Below are 17,974 nucleotides of genomic sequence, written 5' to 3' on the forward strand. Positions count from 1 at the left end.
GCGTCGTCATGACACTCCGTCGTCCCTGGCGACCGGCGTGAGCGCGGGGTGCGCCCCCGGGGTGCGAGGCCCCGCGCGCGCCCCCGAGTGCTTCTCTGCGCCTACCGTCGGTCGCTGTCTGTCAAGTGAATCGCGCCCGGCCGTGGTGGCGTTCATTCGAAGGGGTGGCGAATGGTGGCGTTTCTGTAAACGCCCTCGCCGAGGGGGTGATCGTAGGATTACCGTCGGTACACGAACCATGGAAGTATGTGCGTCCATGGGTATGCCGGAGGCAACTCGATTTTCTGTTCGATGGCGGGCAACGTGCATACGGGCAGCATCGGTTCGCGGCATTCTGATAGAGGTTCGCGCGACAGTATTCGGCGGATGGGGGCGTTCCAGTGAGTGGCAGTGGCGCAGGCGATTCGAATGCCGGCAAGCGCCCCAACGGGCAATTGGGATCATGGTTCGTGCGCAGCGGATGGTCGAAGGGCGAGCTCGCCCGGCAGGTGAACCGCAGAGCGCGTCAGATGGGCGCCCACCACATCAGCACCGACACCTCACGGGTGCGGCGCTGGCTCGACGGTGAGCAGCCGCGCGAACCGATCCCGCGCATCCTGTCCGAGCTGTTCTCCGAGCGCTTCGGTTCCGTCGTCGCCGTCGAGGACCTGGGGCTGCGCGCCGCCCACCAGGCACCCTCCGTGGCCGGCGTCGACCTGCCCTGGGCCGGACCCCAGACCGTCGCCCTGCTCAGCGAGTTCTCCCGCAGCGACCTGATGCTCGCCCGCCGCGGATTCCTCGGCAGCTCACTCGCGCTCGCCGCCGGACCCGCCCTCATCGAGCCCATGCAGCGCTGGCTGGTGCCCGTCGTCTCCACCGGATCCGTCGAGCCGGAGTCGGCCGCCTCAGCCCGCCGCCCGTCCCGGCTCTCCGGACCCGAGCTCGATCTGCTGGAATCCACCACCGCGATGTTCCGCCAGTGGGACGCCCAGTGCGGCGGCGGACTACGCCGCAAGGCCGTCGTCGGCCAGCTCCACGAGGTCACCGACCTGCTGCAGGAACCGCAGCCGGCCGCCACCGCCAAGCGCCTGTTCCGCTGCGCCGCCGAACTCGCCGAGCTGGCGGGCTGGATGAGTTACGACGTCGGCCTCCAGCCCACCGCGCAGAAGTACTTCGTGCTCGCCCTGCACGCCTCCAAGGAGGCCGGCGACAAGCCGCTCGGCTCGTACGTCCTGTCCAGCATGAGCCGCCAGATGATCCACCTCGGCCGGCCCGACGACGCCCTCGAACTCATCCACCTCGCGCAGTACGGCAGCCGCGACTGCGCCACCGCGCGGACCCAGGCCATGCTGTATGCGATGGAGGCCCGCGCCTACGCCAACATGGGCCAGCCCAGCAAGTGCAAGCGGGCCGTCCGGATGGCCGAGGACACCTTCCTGGACGCGGGGATCGACGGTGAGCCCGAGCCCGACTGGATCCGCTTCTTCTCCGAGGCCGAGCTCAACGGAGAGAACTCCCACTCCTACCGCGACCTGGCCTATGTGGCCGGCCGCAGCCCCACGTACGCCTCGCTCGCCGAACCGGTCATGCGCAGGGCGGTCGAGCTCTTCGGCGAGGACGACGAGCACCAGCGGTCGTACGCGCTCAATCTGGTCGGCCTCGCCACCGTCCACCTCCTCAAGCGCGAGCCCGAGGAGTCCACCGTGCTGGCCGAGAAGGCGCTGCGCGTCGCCAGGAAGGTCCGCTCGGAGCGCGTCAACACCCGGCTGCGCAAGACCGTCGACACCGCTGCCAGGGACTTCGGGGACATTCCCGAGGTCGCCCGGCTCACCGATCTCCTCACCGAACAACTGCCCGAGACCGCCGAAGCGGTCTGAGCGGTACCTCATACCCCGGCCACGACGGCCACCCCGCACGGACCGACTTCGGCTCCCCCGATTGCCTGGTCAGTGGGTGGTTGTCGTGGCCGGTTCGTGTGGTCGTTCCCCTGCCGGAGCGTCGTAACCGCACCGTATGCGGCTCCGGCCGCAGAGTAGGCCCGAGCGTGGGTACGGCACGGGCGGTTCATGGGGACGTAACACGGCGGTCCTCTTAGTCACTGCGGCGAAACATCGTGCGGCATCGGCCGAAACCGCGCTGGGCGAATCTCATGGCGCATAAGGACCGACCGGCAGGTGGAGGGCGGTCCAACCGGCCCGCACCTTTTCCCCAGTGGTCCCGCACGTGGTTGCTCCCCCATCGCCCGCACGCGGCCGCACCGACGACGAGGAGACGCCGATGCCCCCAGGCATCACGACGCTTGCAGCAGACGCCCCGACGCTGTCTGCCGCCAACACCGGGTTCATGCTCATCTGCTCGGCCCTGGTGATGCTCATGACCCCGGCCCTGGCCTTCTTCTACGGAGGCATGGTCCGCGTCAAGAGCACCCTCAACATGCTGATGATGAGCTTCATCAGCCTCGGGATCGTCACGATCCTGTGGGTGCTCTACGGATTCAGCCTCGCCTTCGGCACCGACGCCGGCTCGGTCATCGGATGGAGCCAGGACTTCGTCGGCCTCAGCGGGATCGGCGTCACGGAACTCTGGGACGGCTACACCATCCCGGTGTACGTCTTCGCCGTCTTCCAGCTGATGTTCGCCGTGCTCACCCCGGCCCTGATAAGCGGTGCCCTCGCCGACCGGGTCAAGTTCACCTCGTGGGCGCTCTTCATCACCCTCTGGGTCACCGTCGTCTACTTCCCGGTCGCCCACTGGGTCTGGGGTGCGGGCGGCTGGCTCTTCGAGCTGGGCGTCATCGACTTCGCCGGTGGTACGGCCGTCCACATCAACGCGGGTGCCGCGGCCCTCGGCGTGATCCTCGTCATCGGCAAGCGCGTCGGCTTCAAGAAGGACCCGATGCGGCCGCACAGCCTGCCGCTCGTCATGCTCGGTGCCGGGCTCCTCTGGTTCGGCTGGTTCGGCTTCAACGCCGGCTCGTGGCTCGGCAACGACGACGGTGTCGGCGCGGTCATGTTCGTCAACACCCAGGTCGCCACCGCCGCCGCGATGCTCGCCTGGCTCGGCTACGAGAAGCTCCGCCACGGCTCCTTCACCACCCTCGGCGCCGCATCCGGCGCCGTCGCCGGACTCGTCGCCATCACCCCGGCAGGCGGCGCGGTCAGCCCGCTCGGAGCCATCGCCGTCGGAGCCATCGCCGGTGTGCTGTGCGCCATGGCCGTCGGCCTCAAGTACCGGTTCGGATACGACGACTCCCTGGACGTCGTCGGCGTCCACCTCGTCGGCGGTATCGCCGGATCCCTCCTCATCGGCTTCTTCGCCACCGGCGGAGTCCAGTCCGACGCCAAGGGCCTCTTCTACGGCGGCGGGCTCGACCAGCTGGGCAAGCAGGCCGTGGGCGTCTTCGCGGTCCTCGCGTACTCTCTGGTCGTCTCCGCCCTCCTCGCCTTCCTGCTCGACAGGACGATCGGGATGCGGGTCGAGGAGGACGACGAGGTCTCCGGCATCGACCAGGTCGAACACGCCGAGACGGCGTACGACTTCAGCGGCGCCGGCGGCGGTGCCGCCCCGCGCACCACGACCGGCACCACGGCAGCCCCGACGAACAAGAAGGTGGACGCATGAAGCTCATCACCGCAGTCGTGAAGCCCCACCGGCTTGACGAGATCAAGGAGGCCCTCCAGGCCTTCGGCGTCCAGGGCCTCACGGTCACGGAGGCCAGCGGCTACGGGCGTCAGCGCGGCCACACCGAGGTCTACCGGGGCGCCGAGTACACCGTCGACCTCGTCCCGAAGATCCGCATCGAGGTCCTCGTCGAGGACGAGGACTCCGAACAGCTCATCGACGTCGTCGTGAAGGCCGCCCGGACCGGCAAGATCGGTGACGGCAAGGTCTGGAGCGTCCCCGTCGAGACCGCGATCCGGGTACGTACCGGTGAACGCGGCCCGGACGCACTCTGACCGACTGTTCCGCACACGGAAAGGCAGCTGGGTGACGAGCACCGAAGTGACCACCGAATCCGAGGACTCGGGACCCAGCGGCTACGCGGCGGCCCGGCTGCGCCTTCTCCAGGAGAAGGCGCAGTCCGGGCCGCCGCGCCGTGCGGCCCTCGCCACGCTCACCGACGAGTGGCTGACCGCCCTCTTCACCGCAGCGGCCGAACACGCCGGAGTCCGGGGCGCCGCCCTTGTCGCCGTCGGCGGCTACGGCCGCGGCGAGCTCTCCCCGCGCAGCGACCTCGACCTCCTGCTCCTGCACGACGGCACCGCCGACGCCGGAGCGGTCGCCGCCCTCGCCGACCGCGTCTGGTACCCCGTCTGGGACCTGGGCCTCGCCCTCGACCACTCCGTACGCACCCCCGCCGAGGCCCGGAAGACCGCCGGCGAGGACCTCAAGGTCCAGCTCGGCCTCCTCGACGCCCGTCCCGTCGCCGGGGACCTCGGACTCGTCGCCTCCCTGCGCACCGCGATCCTCGCCGACTGGCGGAACCAGGCCCCCAAGCGCCTGCCCGCACTCGACGAGCTGTGCCGCGAACGGGCGGAGCGCCAGGGTGAGCTCCAGTTCCTCCTGGAGCCCGACCTCAAGGAAGCCCGCGGCGGACTGCGTGACGCCACCGCCCTGCGTGCCGTCGCCGCCTCCTGGGTCGCCGACGCCCCCCGCGAGGGCCTCGCCGAGGCCCGCCGCGTCCTGCTGGACGCCCGCGACGCCCTTCACCTCACCACCGGCCGCGCCACCGACCGCCTCGCCCTCCAGGAACAGGACCAGGTCGCCGCCGCCCTCGGCCTCCTCGACGCCGACGCTCTGCTGCGCCAGGTGTACGAGGCCGCCCGCACCGTCTCGTACGCCACCGACGTCACCTGGCGCGAGGTCAACCGGGTGCTGCGCGCCCGCTCGGTGCGCCCCCGGCTGCGCGCCATGCTGGGCGGCGGCAGGGCCCCGGCCGTCGACCGCACCCCGCTCGCCGACGGCGTCGTCGAGGCCGACGGCGAGGTCGTGCTCGCCCGTACCGCCCGGCCCGAGCGCGACCCGGTCCTCGTCCTGCGCGCCGCCGCGGCGGCCGCCCAGTCCGAGCTGCCGCTCTCCCGCCACGTCGTACGTCACCTCGCCACATCCGCCAAGCCGCTGCCGGTGCCCTGGCCGGCCGAGGCCCGGGAGGAACTCGTCACGCTCCTCGGCGCGGGCGAGGCCACCGTGCCCGTCTGGGAGGCCCTCGAAGCCGAGGGGCTCATCACCCGGCTCCTGCCCGACTGGGAACGGGTCCACTGCCGGCCCCAGCGCAACCCCGTCCACACCTGGACCGTGGACCGCCACCTCGTCGAGGCGGCCGTCCGCGCCTCCTCGCTCACCCGCCGCGTCGGGCGCCCCGACCTCCTGCTGGTCGCAGCCCTGCTGCACGACATCGGCAAGGGCTGGCCCGGCGACCACTCCGTCGCCGGTGAGGTCATCGCCCGCGACATGGCCGCCCGGATCGGCTTCGACCAGCAGGACGTGGGTGTCATCGCCACCCTCGTACGCCACCATCTGCTGCTCATCGAGACCGCCACCCGACGCGACCTGGACGACCCGGCCACCGTCCGTTCCGTCGCCACGGCGGTCGGCACCGCGTCCACGCTGGAGCTCCTGCACGCGCTCACCGAGGCCGACGCGCTCGCCACCGGGCCCGCCGCCTGGTCCAGCTGGCGTGCCTCCCTCGTCGCCGATCTCGTCAAACGCGTCGCGGCGGTCCTCGCCGGCGAGGCGCCCGAGGAACCCGCGCCCGAGGCGCCCAGCGCCGAGCAGGAGCGCCTGGCCATCGAGGCCCTGCGCACCGGCGAACCCGTCCTCGCCCTGCACACCCAGTCCGAGGCTCCGCACGAGGACGGCGGCCCCGAGCCCGTCGGCGTCGAACTCCTCATCGCCCTTCCCGACCGGCCCGGCGTCCTCCCCGCCGCCGCCGGGGTCCTCGCCCTGCACCGCCTCACCGTCCGCGCCGCCGACCTGCGCGCCGTGGAGCTCCCCACCGAACTGGGCGAGAGTGCGGACCTGCTGCTGCTCAGCTGGCGCGTCGCGGCCGAGTACGGCTCCCTGCCCCAGGCGGCCCGGCTGCGCGCCGACCTCGTCCGCGCCCTGGACGGTTCCCTGGACATCCGGGCCCGTCTCGCCGAGCGCGAGGCCGCCTACCCGCGGCGCCGGGGTGTGAAGGCCCCGCCGCCGAGGGTGACGGTCGCGGCGGCGGGCTCGCAGTTGGCCACCGTGATCGAGGTGCGCGCCCAGGACGCCCCGGGCCTGCTGCACCGGATCGGCCGGGCGCTGGAACAGAGCGCGGTACGGGTACGCAGCGCGCATGTGTCGACGCTGGGGGCGAACGCGGTGGACACGGTCTACGTCACCGATGCGGAGGGCGAGCCGCTGTCCGCGGAGCGGGCCGCGGAGCTGGCCCAGGAGATCGAGAAGGCGCTCGGCTGAGCCGGGCCACCACGCGAAAAGGCCCTCGTCCTCCACGTAAACCGGGCGAGGGCTTTGCGTTCTCCGGCGTCCGGATACCCTGGGGGACGACTACCTTCCCCCGCCCCCGACCCTGAGGACCGACGAGCGCCGTGTTCGATACTCTCTCCGACCGCCTTGCCGCGACTTTCAAGAACCTCAGGGGCAAGGGCCGCTTGTCCGAGGCGGACATCGACGCCACGGCTCGCGAGATCCGTATCGCCCTGCTGGAAGCGGATGTCGCGCTCCCCGTCGTCCGGGCCTTCATCGCCAACGTGAAGGAGCGGGCGCGTGGCGTCGAGGTCTCCCAGGCGCTGAATCCTGCCCAGCAGGTCGTCAAGATCGTCAACGAGGAGCTCGTCTCCATCCTCGGTGGCGAGACCCGGCGGCTGCGGTTCGCGAAGACCGCGCCCACCGTGATCATGCTCGCCGGTCTCCAGGGTGCCGGTAAGACGACCCTCGCGGGAAAGCTCGGCGTCTGGCTCAAGGGCCAGGGCCACTCCCCGCTGCTCGTCGCCTGTGACCTCCAGCGCCCCAACGCCGTGAACCAGCTGAGTGTCGTCGCCGACCGCGCAGGCGTCGCGGTGTACGCGCCGGAGCCGGGCAACGGCGTGGGTGACCCGGTCAAGGTCGCCAAGGACTCGATCGAGTTCGCCCGGACCAAGCAGTACGACGTCGTCGTCGTCGACACCGCCGGCCGCCTCGGCATCGACCAGGAGCTGATGCAGCAGGCCGCGGACATCCGCGACGCCGTCAACCCGGACGAGATCCTCTTCGTCGTCGACGCGATGATCGGCCAGGACGCGGTCAACACCGCGGAGGCCTTCCGCGACGGCGTCGGCTTCGACGGCGTGGTGCTCTCCAAGCTCGACGGTGACGCCCGCGGTGGTGCGGCCCTGTCGATCGCCCACGTCACGGGCAAGCAGATCATGTTCGCGTCGAACGGTGAGAAGCTCGAGGACTTCGACGCCTTCCACCCCGACCGCATGGCGTCCCGCATCCTCGACATGGGTGACCTGCTCACCCTGATCGAGCAGGCGGAGAAGACCTTCAGCCAGGAAGAGGCCGCTCAAATGGCCTCCAAGCTGGCGTCCAGCAAGGGCGGGAAGGACTTCACGCTCGACGACTTCCTGGCCCAGATGGAACAGGTCCGGAAGATGGGCTCCATCTCCAAGCTGCTCGGGATGCTGCCTGGCATGGGGCAGATCAAGGACCAGATCAACAACATCGACGAGCGTGACGTCGACCGCACCGCCGCGATCATCAAGTCGATGACCCCGAAGGAGCGCGCCGAGCCGACGATCATCAACGGCTCGCGGCGGGCCCGTATCGCCAAGGGCTCCGGTGTCGAGGTCAGCGCCGTGAAGAACCTGGTCGAGCGGTTCTTCGAGGCCCGCAAGATGATGTCGAAGATGGCGCAGGGCGGCGGCATGCCGGGGATGCCCGGGATGCCGGGCATGGGCGGCGGACCCGGCCGGCAGAAGAAGCAGGTCAAGCAGGCCAAGGGCAAGCGCAAGAGCGGTAACCCGATGAAGCGCAAGGCCGAGGAAGCGGCCGAGGCGGCCCGCCGGGAGCAGGCGGCCCAGGGCGGCGCGCTCGGTCTGCCCGCCGGTCAGGACGACAAGAGCTTCGAGCTGCCGGACGAGTTCAAGAAGTTCATGGGCTGACAGTCCGGATGACGTGTGTGTGAGGGGCGCCCGCTTCCGGCGGGCGCCCCTCACACATGTCCGGGTGGCGGGGGTCAGGCCGCTCGTCGGCCCGTCCGCAGCTCCCGGCCGTTGGCCAGTCCCTCGGGGGCCAGCGACAGTGACACGGCGGCGGTCGCGCCGACGTCCGCCAGGCTCTCCGAGTCCGGCAACAGCTCCACGCCGTCCGCGCCGGGCCGGTGGATGAGGACGGGGACGTACTCACGGGTGTGGAAGGCGTGGCCGGCCGTCGGGTCGTTGCCGTGGTCGCCGGTCACGATGAGGCGGTCACCGGGGGCGTCGAGCAGGGCGACGAGTGCGGCCAGCCCCGCGTCGACCTGTTCCAGGAGACGTCCGTAGCGCTCGGTGTCCTGCTGGTGTCCCGCCAGGTCGGTCTCCTGGATGTTGGAGACGACCAGGCCGTCGCCACAGGCGCGTACCGCTTCGAGGGTGTGCGTGAGGACGTCCGCGGTGTCCACGGCGGGGTGCCGGGTCGCGGCGTCGCAGGCCAGGATGTCGGCGGCCTTCCCCACCAGGGTCACGGGGATGCCCGCGTGGGCGGCCAGGTCGGGGAGCTGGCGGGTGTGGTCGATTCCGGCTCCCAGGTGCTGCACTTCGAGGCCGCCGTTGCGGTAGAAGCCGGTGGCGGGGGTGTCGAGGCCGACCGTGCCCTCCTCCCCGGCCCGCACGAAGCGCTCCAGCGGGCCGTCCGCGTGCCCGCCGACCGCGATGACGCGGGCCACGGGGGCGACGGTGCGGACGGTACGGGCCACGGCGAGGATGGAGCCCGGCCCGTCGAACGGCACGTCCTCCAGCCGCCCGGAGGCGTTCCAGTTGATCCCCGGGTCGGCCTCCAGGTTGTCGTGGACCAGGACCGCGCCGTCGACGACCAGGAGCGGCTTGCCTTCCAGTAGCTCGACCCGGTGACCGGCCTCTTCGAGGGCGGCGGTCACCTCGCCGACGTGGTCGGCGAGGCGGGCGACGGTGACCCGGCTGAAGTCGGCGCCCATCATGGTCTGGTGGCCGGCGAAGGTGTCGGCGCCCGGATAGCCGAGGGCCGCCCGGCCCGCGGCGACCGGCAGGTGGGTGCGCCGGGCGAGGTCGGGGTGCGGGTGGACCAGGCCGAGACCGAGCGAACCCAGCACCGGCAGCCGCAGCGGGCGGCCGAACGCCTCCCGGCAGTGGTCCAGCACATGTCCGCAGGTGTCGGCGGTGAGATCGCCGGGGCGCGGGGTGCCCGCGTCGGGCATGGCGCCGATACCGAATCCGTCGATCACGACGATGACGGTCTTGGCCATGGGGTGCCTCCTCAGCTCAGGGACCGGCCCTGGGCGTCGTACAGACCGTTCAGACGGGGCGCACCGGATGCGATTCCGGAGACGACGGCGACGGTCGAGCGGGTGACGAAGATCTGGGTGCGGAAGGCGAACAGCGCGGTGTCGCCGATCCGGACGTCCTGTCCGGGGGCGGGGGCGTCGAGCAGCCGGTAGTAGTCGATGTTCTCGGCCGGCGCGTCCTGCACGTTCAGGCGTGCGCCGGTGCGTGGCAGCAGGGCGCTCCTGATGTGGGAGCGGGCGTAGAACCCGCCACCGAAGACGGCGGGCCGGCCGTCGTCCAGGGTGTGGGCGACCTCGCTGACGTACACGTAGGCGGGCGTCTCGGGCTGCGCCGGGTCGAGGGCGTGCAGCGGGGTGGTGCCGGTCAGCGCGTGGCCCGGCTCGCCGTGGGTGGCGCCGAGGCCGGCGAGCAGCGGCAGGGAGGCCATCGAGGTGGCGCTGGGAGCGCTCAGTTTGAGGTCCTGGTGGCCGCGGTCGGCGAGTGCCTCGCGGGCCTTGAGGGCGAGGGCGAAGTTGGGCGTGGCGTACGGGACCCCGGTCGCCGGGTCGCACAGCACGCACGGGAAGGCGGTCACCCCCGCGATCCGGATTCCGGGCAGCCGTTCGGCGGCGTCGGCGAAGGCGTCGAGCCGGGCGAGCGGGATGCCGCCCTCCTGGCCTGGGTAGACGCTGCCCTCGGCGCCTTCGAGGCGGATCAGGAGGTCCTGGACGAACCCCAGCCGCGTCGCGGCGTCGGAGACCGCGCGGGCGTTGTCCAGGTCGTAGACGGTGACGGTCTCGGGGCGCCACGCCAGCATCTCGGCCAGGGCGCGGCGGGGGATCTGGACGAGGTGTCCGAGGTTGCCGGCCCGGGCGCCCGCGGCGTGCAGGGTGCGGGCCTCGCGCGGGTCGATGGCGGCGTACCGGGGGATGTGCCGGGCGATGGCCCGGATCAGCTCCGGGTTGCGGCCGAGCTGTTTGACGACGAACCAGAGCGAGATGCCCAGCCGCCCGGCCTCGGCGGCCAGCAGTGCGGCGTTGGCCTCGATGGCGTCCAGGTCCATCACATAGGTGTCGGGCGGGATCCCGCCGTCGCTGTGGAGTGCGGCCGCGGCCTCGACGAGCCCGGGGTTGCGGGTCAGTACGGTGTCGAGAAACACGGTCAGTGGTCCTTCGCGTCGTTCAGCGCGGCCAGCGAGCGGCGCAGGATCTCGATGACGAGGTCCGCGCCTGCCCGCATCGGGTTGATGCGTACGGTCCAGTCGGCCAGTTCGGGGGAGTCGTCCAGGGCGGAGCTGGACATCCGGTAGAAGAGCGGCGTGATCTCGTAGCGGGAGTTGGAACCGACGGGGTAGGGGGCGGCGCCGAAGCGGGCGGCTACGGCGGGCAGTTCCCTGGCGACGGGCCGGTCGAGTCGGACTAGCAGGCACCGGTCCTGCGCGTTGGCGAGCCGGACCTCGGCGACGCCGGGGACCTCGCCCGCGGCCAGCCGTTCGGCGACCTCGGCGCCGACCTGGGACTGCACGGACCACATGAGCGGTACGTGGGTGAGCGCGCGCAGTGAGTCGAGCGCCTGGTGGCCCTGGACCTGGCCGCCGCCGGAGTAGTTGTCGCGGCGGATGTGCTCGACCAGGTCGCCGGCGCCGACGACGATGCCGACGCCCTCCGGGCCGTGCAGCTTGAACAGGGAGAAGCAGGAGGCGTCGGCGCCCAGTTCGACCCCGGCAGCCGGGGTGCGCATGACGGCGTAGTTGTCGTCGACGAGGGTGCGGACGCCGGCGGCCCGGCAGGCCGCGAGGACGGCGCCGGGGTCGTAGGAGTCGGCGAGCCGCTGCCGGGTGTGCTGGACGTAGGCCCAGCGGAACCGGCCGGACTCCAGCGCCTCGCGCAGCTCGTCGGGGTCGTTGAAGTCGGCCTCGACGGTCCGGACGCCGATGCCGCGCAGCGTGACCTCGGTGGTGCGGTAGACGGGCGCGCGGTGGATGAGCAGGGGGTCGCCCGTCCTGACGGCAGCGCCCAGCGCGGCCCGGATCGCGCCGGTGCCCGCGCCCTGGACGAAGGCGGCGTCCTCGGCACCGAAGAAGTCGGCGAGGACGGCCTCGACACGGGCGGTGGTGGCGGGGCGTCCGAGGCCGGGCACGACCCCGGCGTCGGAGGCGAAGAGCTGCGGGCCCTCGAAGTGGCGGGCGGTGGCCTCGATGAGCCGGAACTGCCGGGCGACGGCGTCGGCAGGGGCCACGGTCGGCAGCGGGAACGTCCGGGGAAGTACGGGGTTCATGGTCAGATCTCCTCCACGCTCGCGCCGGTGAGGAAGCGCAGCGGATTGCGGCGGGTCAGCAGGTCGATCAGGCTCTCGTCCACACCTGCCGCACGGAGCTTGGGCAGGAAGCTTCCGAAGAGGTGGCCGTAGCCCTGGCCGCCCTCCGAGGTGAGGTAGCCGTGGCGGGAGATGTCGCAGCTGAGCAGGGCCCGGTCGGCGTGCCCCGCCTCCAGGAGGGCGAGCAGCAGCCGTAGCCGGGTGTCGTCGCTCTGATAGCTGTCCTTGCCGACGGTGTCGAAGGCGACGTACGCGCCGCTCGCTGCCAGCTCCCGGTGCACCGCCGGGTCGTCCAGCAGGTCCTGGTGGCCGAGCGCGATGCGGTGCGGGGGCAGGCCCTCGCCGGTGAGCAGTTCCAGCTGGGCGAGGCCGCCGCGGCCGAGCTGGGCGTGGGTGGCGACGGAGAGCCCGGTGGCGTGGGCGGCGCGCGCCGCCGCGCGGAGCACCTTGCTCTCGGGCGGCGTCGGGATGTCCCCATGGCTGCCGATCTCGCCGAGGACACCGGGGCGGATGCCGGTGGCGTCGATGCCGTCGCCGATCTCACGGACGAGGGTGGCGGCGAGTTCCTCGACGCTGCCGCGATCGATCTCGGGGGTGTGGAACGGCTCGTAGTACCAGCCGGTCGCGGCGACGACGGCGACCTGGGCGTCCCGGGAGATCCGGGCCAGGGTGCGCACATCACGGCCCATGCCGCGGCAGGTCAGTTCGACGACGAGGGCGAGTCCGTACTCCTCGCGGAGCGCGGCCAGTTCGGCGGTGACGGCGGCGGTGTGCCGGCCGGGGGCGAGCACGGCGGCGCCGTCACCCCGGCGGTCGAGGTCGAGTACGAGGTGTTCGTGGGCCAGGGCGGGGCCGCGTACCGCCTCGGGAGCGAGATCTCCGAGGACGGTACGCAGCGTGGGTGCGGGGCTGTTCATCGTGGGGGGTCCTTCTCGGGGTGGCCTGCGTGATCCGGGGAGCGGAGCTATCCCTTGATCGGTGTGAACAGGTCCATCCAGTACAGGAGGTTGAGGAGGATGCCGCCGACGATGACCGCGGCCGGTGCCGCGGCCATGCGGACGATCGGCCGGCCCATGGCCTCGTTCAGCAGGTAGAGCCCGCCGACGACGAGGATGCCGAGGCCGCCGCCCATGGCGTTGGCCGCCATCAGCGAACCGAAGAGGATCGCCAGCTGGAGGGTGTCGCTGATCGCGCTGCGCAGGTGCTCCGAGGAGTCACGGACGCTGGGCAGCCGGCCGAGGAGCTTGCCGATGTAGGAGAGGGCCAGCACTTCGGCCGCGAAGACCAGGGCGCCGACGATCGCGGCGAGGTACGGGTTCGGCATCAGGTAGCCGATGGGGTACACGAGGGTGAAGCCCGCGATGCCGTACGCGCCGGAGGCCAGCGCGGTGGTCGCGATCAGCGGGATGAAACCGAAGACCCGGTAGAAGTCGACCTGGGCGGCCTCGGAGTAGTTCCCCTTGGCGATCAGGAAGCTGGTTGCCTCGCCGCCGCCGAATATGTGCATCTGGGCGAGCACACAGACTCCGGCGCCCAGCACCATGAACAGGGGCAGGTACCTGCGCAGCCGGGCCGCACTGGCGCTGAAGAGGGAGGCCATCGGGTCGTCGCCCTCGACGACGGGTTCGCTCACGCCTGCGGCCTTGTCGGCCTTGCGCTGCGCGAGGTCCTTGGCGACGGCGAGACCGATGAGCATCAGCACGCCGACCGCCATCGCCAGCGCGCCGGCGAACATGTTGGGCCACAGCTTCATGGTCATGACGACCAGGGCGAACTCCAGGAACCCCGCGATGCCACCCCACTTGCGGCCGAACTGCTTGGTGATGGCCAGTACCGGGAACAGCGTGAAGAGGAAGAGGATCGGGGTCGACATCTGCTGCATGGCGGTGATGAAGTCGACCGGCAGGTCGTGCGCCACGTTGTTGGCCCCGTTGAGGCCGAAGACGACGACCGCGCCCCAGGCACCGCCGAGGATCGGTGCGAGCCACTTCTTCGGCGACAGCATGCCGAGGATGTCGGTGGGCAGGAAGAGGAGCCACGGGTTCAGCACACCGGTGGACAGGGCCATCGGGGCGCCGAGTCCGAAGATGAACCCGGCCGAGAGGCCGAACGAGACCGCCGTCGTCGCGCTGCGGGTGGTGCGCCCCTGGATGAAGTCCAGGAGGAACGGACGTACGCCGTCGTTGAAGACGGCCAGCGCCATGTGCGAGATGTACGCGGTCAGCGCACAGAGGGCTATGACGGTCAGTTGCTGGGCCAGCGTGAAATCGAGGCTTGCACCGGCTGCGAGTGTCGTACTCACGGGGTCACTCCTTCGTGCCCGGGGTGATCAGATCGGGGTGGCTGGGGTCAGCCGCGGGCGGCGATGGCGCGCGCCATGAGAGGGGCGATGGTGTCGATCTGGTCCATCGAGAAACCGAAGACCTTCTTGCCCTCGTCGAGCAGGGCGGTGATCTGCTCCTCGGTGGGGACGCTGCGGCCGAAGGTGTGGCAGGCGGCGCTGCCCATCAGGCCGACGAGGACGCCGAGCGAGGCACCCGCGCCGGTGTGACAGGTGCCCAGGTAGTAGTCGGCCTGTGCGACGCGCAGCTTCATCGCTGCGTCCATGTCGCTGGAGGCGACGACCTCCAGGCCCTCGATGCCGAGCTGCTTGATGGTGCTGGTGACCTCGGTCTTGCCGACGCCGCCGGTGAGGATCTTCGTCATGGCTGTACTTCTTCTCTGGTGGAGGGGAGGCGCGGTGGTCAGGAGGAGGGTGCGGCGGGGGTCTGCTGGGCCAGCACCGCGAGGTGCATGCCCAGGAAGTTCACCTCGGACTCCGGCAGTGCGGCCCCGAGTTCCCGCCGGGCGCGCTCGGAGACGGCACGGGCGCGGGAGACGGCGTCGGGGTGTCCGGCCAGTTCGGCGGCGACCTGGTCGTCGGTGAGGAACTGCTCGATGGGCTCGCCGTCCAGGAGCCGGGTGAGCGCCATCATCAGATGGCTGGTCAGCATGCCGGCGGTCGCCTCGGTCACGGTGCGGCCGTCCGCTTCGAGGGCTGCCAGCTCGGCCGTGACGAAGTCGGCGACCTCGGGCTTGATCTGTCCGCCCTCGCGGAAGAGCTGAATCCGCAGTGCCAGTTGGTCATCCATGGAGGTCCTCCTAAAATCGACAGTAACCAGGATTTTGTATTTTGACGAGGACGAAGGTCCCGTAAGGGCGGGACCTTCGTCCCTTCCTGCCCGGCCGGTCAGTACGAAGGCATGCGCGCGCCCTCGAGTACCTCGCGCTGGAGCGAGGTGATCAGTGAGAGGTCCAGCGAGTCCCGGACGGCAGCCAGGGCCTTGGCCCCGTCGGTCCGGCCGATGATGACCGCGCTGGAGTTGCGCAGCGCCAGCTCGCGGGTGACCTCGTCCCCCAGCGGGAGCACGTCGACGCCGAGCCCGAGCCGGTCCTGCACCTCGTCGAGGTTCCAGACGGTGGCGTCGACCTCGGCGCGGGCGAAGAGGTCGCGCAGCTGCATGTACGAGGCCTCCAGCCACTGGATGTCGTCCCGCCCGGCGAAGACCCGCTCGACCAGCATCCGCAGATCCTCCGACGCGTGGTCGACCGCGACCCGCAGGCCCGGCGTGTTCACGTCCACGCCATGGCGCAGGAGCATGCCGTGAGCGCCGACGTAGGTCGCCGGTCCCAGGTCGGCCACCAGCTCCACCGGATGCTCGGCGATCAGCTCGTCGGCGGCGAAGCGGGACAGGACGACGAGGTCGACCTTGCCCTCGAGCAGCGCGGCGGTACGGGCTCCGGCGCCTCGCATGAACGTGATCGCGAAGGGTGCGCCGGCCTTCTCGAAGGCGCTGCGCAGTCCGGTCGCCAGGCCCTCGTACCGGCGGGAGTACGGCAGCGGCATCGCGGCCAGCAGCGTCCCGAGCCCGGAGAGCCGCCAGAGTATGGAGCGGTCCGAGTGGACGAGGAAGGTGCCGAGATGCCCCCGGGCGGTCGTCCCGATGGCGCCGGACTCCTCCAGCAGTTGCAGGGCGGCCTGGACCGTGCCGTTTCCGCAGCCCAGCTCCTCGGCGTAGTCCCGCACGCGGGGCAGCCGCGTGTCCGGCTCGTGGTTGAGCAGCAGGACCGCGAGCTGGCGGGCGGCCAGTCCGTTGCGCGTGAGGAAGCGGTCATCGAAGGCGTTCACGAAGAGAACAGTAAACAGGATTCTGGATATTGACAAGGGTCCTCGCGGAGGGGTGGATGCTCCAGAGGTTTTTGTGTGCTTTCTCCCTTAATGTCGCCAGAAGTGGCCGTCGGTAGAGGAGCACACGTGACCAACCCCGTACCTCCGCGCGATCGGACGGACCAGCCCTGGCGCTCCGAGGGAGCGCCGAAGCCCCAGCCGCCCGGCCGGAAGATGCCGGGCGGCTGGGGCGGACTCCTGCTGACCGCGCTGGCCGTCTATCTGATCGCCAACCTGGTGCTGTCGTTCTTCAACGGCAAGGACGAGCCGACGATCGCGTACACGGAGTTCAGCAAGCAGGTCACCTCGGGCAACGTCTCCAAGATCTACTCCAAGGGTGAGGCGATCCAGGGACAGCTCAAGAAGAAGGCGAAGGTCCCGGGCAGCGACGACACGTACACCAAGTTCGTCACCCAGCGGCCCGCCTTCGCCGACGACAACCTCTGGGCCGAGCTGGTCAAGGACGATGTCACGGTCACCGCGGAACCGGTCGTCCAGGAGCGCAGTTTCCTCGCCAACCTGCTGATCTCGCTGGCGCCGATGCTGCTGCTCGTCCTGCTGTGGGTGTTCATCGCCCGGCGGATGTCACGCGGCGGGATGGGCGGCGGCATGGGCGGCTTCGGCCGCAAGGCCCCGCCCAAACCGGTCGAGTTGGAGGGGGACAGGCGTACGACGTTCAAGGACGTGGCGGGCATCGACGAGGTCGAGGGTGAGCTCAACGATGTCGTCGACTTCCTGAAGAACCCGGACGCCTACCGGAAGATGGGCGCCCGGATGCCCGGGGGAGTGCTGCTCGCGGGTCCGCCCGGTACCGGTAAGACGCTGCTGGCGAGGGCGGTCGCGGGGGAGGCCGGGGTGCCGTTCTTCTCGGCCTCGGCCTCCGAGTTCATCGAGATGATCGTCGGGGTCGGTGCCGGCCGGGTCCGGGAGCTGTTCGCCGAGGCGCGCAAGGTCGCCCCCGCCATCGTGTTCATCGACGAGATCGACACCATCGGACGGGCCCGCGGCGGTGGCTCGGGCATGGGCGGGCACGACGAGCGCGAGCAGACGCTCAACCAGATTCTCACCGAGATGGACGGCTTCTCCGGTTCGGAGGGCGTGGTGGTGCTCGCGGCGACCAACCGCGCCGACGTACTCGACCCGGCGCTCACCCGGCCCGGCCGCTTCGACCGGATCGTCCAGGTCAGCCCGCCGGACAGGAACGGCCGCGAGGCGATCCTGGAGATCCACACCCGGCAGATCCCGATGGCCGGCGACGTGGACCTGGCCCGGGTGGCCCGTACGACTCCGGGAATGACCGGCGCCGATCTCGCCAACCTCGCCAACGAGGCCGCGCTCCTCGCCGTGAAGCGGGGGCAGCCGGAGGTGAACGGCGCCGACTTCTCGGACGCGCTGGAGAAGGTCCAGCTCGGGGCGGAACGCTCGCTCGTCATGTCGGACGAGGAGCGCCGCCGGACCGCGTACCACGAGAGCGGGCACGCTCTGCTGGGGATGCTCCAGCCGGGCGCGGACCCGGTCCGCAAGGTCACCATCGTGCCGCGCGGCCGCGCGCTGGGCGTGACGCTCTCGACCCCGGACGCCGACAAGTACGCGTACACGGAGGAGTACCTGCGCGGCCGGATCATCGGCGCGCTCGGCGGCATGGCGGCGGAGCAGGTGGTGTTCGAGGTCATCACCACCGGGGCGGAGAGCGATCTGGAGCAGGTCACCCAACTCGCCAGGGGCATGGCGGGCCGCTGGGGCATGAGTCACAAGGTGGGCCGGCTGACGGCGATCCCGGCCGATGCCCAGCAGGCATACGGGCTGTCGGCGGCGCCCGCGACGCTGGACGCGGTGGACGGCGAGATGCGCCGCATCGTCGACGAGTGCTACGAGGTGGCCTGCCGGATGCTGCGCGAGAACCGGGACCGGCTGGACGCGCTGGCCGCCGCGCTGCTGGCGAACGAGACGCTGGACGAAGCGGACGCCTACCGGGCGGCCGGCATCACCCGGCTGGTGAAGTAGCCGTTCC

General features: G+C 71.1%; 14 protein-coding genes. 6 read left to right on the forward strand and 8 right to left on the reverse strand.

Annotated features, from left to right (window positions below; genetic code table 11):
- Window positions 1-380: 380 nt before the first annotated feature.
- From ACIBJG_RS17760 to ffh, 5 genes are all read left to right on the forward strand, one after another.
- A complete protein-coding gene (locus ACIBJG_RS17760) occupies window positions 381-1,856 on the forward strand; it encodes a hypothetical protein (RefSeq protein WP_399308440.1) in 1,476 nt (491 codons plus the stop codon).
- A gap of 400 nt (window positions 1,857-2,256) precedes the next feature.
- Entirely contained in the window at window positions 2,257-3,600 is a 1,344-nt protein-coding gene (locus ACIBJG_RS17765; RefSeq protein WP_399308441.1) for an ammonium transporter, read from the forward strand.
- Entirely contained in the window at window positions 3,597-3,935 is a 339-nt protein-coding gene (locus tag ACIBJG_RS17770; protein ID WP_136330688.1) for a P-II family nitrogen regulator, read from the forward strand. Before ACIBJG_RS17765 ends, ACIBJG_RS17770 begins: the two co-directional genes overlap by 4 nt.
- 31 nt (window positions 3,936-3,966) lie before the next feature.
- Window positions 3,967-6,420 (forward strand): [protein-PII] uridylyltransferase, encoded by a 2,454-nt coding sequence (locus tag ACIBJG_RS17775; RefSeq protein ID WP_399308442.1) that lies wholly within the window; start codon window positions 3,967-3,969, stop codon window positions 6,418-6,420.
- Window positions 6,421-6,551: 131 nt separating this feature from the next.
- Window positions 6,552-8,105: a signal recognition particle protein gene (gene ffh / locus ACIBJG_RS17780; RefSeq protein WP_399308443.1), complete on the forward strand. Its 1,554-nt coding sequence runs from the start codon at window positions 6,552-6,554 to the stop codon at window positions 8,103-8,105.
- A 74-nt stretch (window positions 8,106-8,179) separates the two neighbouring features.
- Here ffh and ACIBJG_RS17785 read toward each other — a convergent pair whose 3' ends face one another.
- From ACIBJG_RS17785 to yhfZ, 8 genes are all read right to left on the reverse strand, one after another.
- Window positions 8,180-9,421, reverse strand: a complete 1,242-nt coding sequence (locus ACIBJG_RS17785) for a phosphopentomutase (protein WP_399308444.1) — start codon at window positions 9,419-9,421, stop codon at window positions 8,180-8,182.
- 11 nt (window positions 9,422-9,432) lie between these two features.
- Window positions 9,433-10,599 carry an alanine racemase gene (locus ACIBJG_RS17790; RefSeq protein WP_399308445.1) on the reverse strand — a complete coding sequence of 389 codons (1,167 nt, stop codon included), beginning with the start codon at window positions 10,597-10,599 and terminating at the stop codon, window positions 9,433-9,435.
- Window positions 10,600-10,601: 2 nt separating this feature from the next.
- Window positions 10,602-11,717 (reverse strand): aminotransferase class V-fold PLP-dependent enzyme, encoded by a 1,116-nt coding sequence (locus tag ACIBJG_RS17795; RefSeq protein ID WP_399308446.1) that lies wholly within the window; start codon window positions 11,715-11,717, stop codon window positions 10,602-10,604.
- 2 nt (window positions 11,718-11,719) lie between these two features.
- Entirely contained in the window at window positions 11,720-12,673 is a 954-nt protein-coding gene (locus tag ACIBJG_RS17800) for a phosphotriesterase (protein ID WP_399308447.1), read from the reverse strand.
- A 47-nt stretch (window positions 12,674-12,720) separates the two neighbouring features.
- Window positions 12,721-14,058 carry a YhfT family protein gene (locus tag ACIBJG_RS17805; protein WP_399308448.1) on the reverse strand — a complete coding sequence of 446 codons (1,338 nt, stop codon included), beginning with the start codon at window positions 14,056-14,058 and terminating at the stop codon, window positions 12,721-12,723.
- 47 nt (window positions 14,059-14,105) lie between these two features.
- The gene (locus tag ACIBJG_RS17810; protein ID WP_399308449.1) at window positions 14,106-14,462 is read right to left on the reverse strand and encodes a DUF2620 domain-containing protein; all 357 of its coding nucleotides are present in this window, start codon (window positions 14,460-14,462) and stop codon (window positions 14,106-14,108) included.
- Between the two features lie 38 nt (window positions 14,463-14,500).
- The gene (locus ACIBJG_RS17815) at window positions 14,501-14,887 is read right to left on the reverse strand and encodes a transcriptional antiterminator (protein WP_399308450.1); all 387 of its coding nucleotides are present in this window, start codon (window positions 14,885-14,887) and stop codon (window positions 14,501-14,503) included.
- 98 nt (window positions 14,888-14,985) lie between these two features.
- A complete protein-coding gene (gene yhfZ, locus ACIBJG_RS17820) occupies window positions 14,986-15,924 on the reverse strand; it encodes a GntR family transcriptional regulator YhfZ (protein ID WP_399308451.1) in 939 nt (312 codons plus the stop codon).
- Between the two features lie 126 nt (window positions 15,925-16,050).
- Between yhfZ and ftsH the strand changes: the two genes are divergently transcribed.
- Complete coding sequence (gene ftsH / locus ACIBJG_RS17825) at window positions 16,051-17,967, forward strand: ATP-dependent zinc metalloprotease FtsH (RefSeq protein ID WP_399308452.1); 1,917 nt, start codon at window positions 16,051-16,053, stop codon at window positions 17,965-17,967.
- The last annotated feature ends 7 nt before the right edge of the window (window positions 17,968-17,974 follow it).

The sequence above is a fragment of the Streptomyces sp. NPDC050422 genome, assembly GCF_044458665.1.
Lineage (GTDB): Bacteria > Actinomycetota > Actinomycetes > Streptomycetales > Streptomycetaceae > Streptomyces.

Bases quoted from the DNA above. Each gene is read 5' to 3' on its own strand.
- ACIBJG_RS17770 (WP_136330688.1), top strand. From the start codon at position 3,597: ATGAAGCTCATCACCGCAGTCGTGAAGCCCCACCGGCTTGACGAGATC.
- ACIBJG_RS17815 (WP_399308450.1), bottom strand. From the start codon at position 14,887: ATGGATGACCAACTGGCACTGCGGATTCAGCTCTTCCGCGAGGGCGGA.
- ACIBJG_RS17800 (WP_399308447.1), bottom strand. From the start codon at position 12,673: ATGAACAGCCCCGCACCCACGCTGCGTACCGTCCTCGGAGATCTCGCT.
- ACIBJG_RS17765 (WP_399308441.1), top strand. From the start codon at position 2,257: ATGCCCCCAGGCATCACGACGCTTGCAGCAGACGCCCCGACGCTGTCT.
- ACIBJG_RS17810 (WP_399308449.1), bottom strand. From the start codon at position 14,462: ATGACGAAGATCCTCACCGGCGGCGTCGGCAAGACCGAGGTCACCAGC.
- ACIBJG_RS17795 (WP_399308446.1), bottom strand. From the start codon at position 11,717: ATGAACCCCGTACTTCCCCGGACGTTCCCGCTGCCGACCGTGGCCCCT.
- ACIBJG_RS17785 (WP_399308444.1), bottom strand. From the start codon at position 9,421: ATGGCCAAGACCGTCATCGTCGTGATCGACGGATTCGGTATCGGCGCC.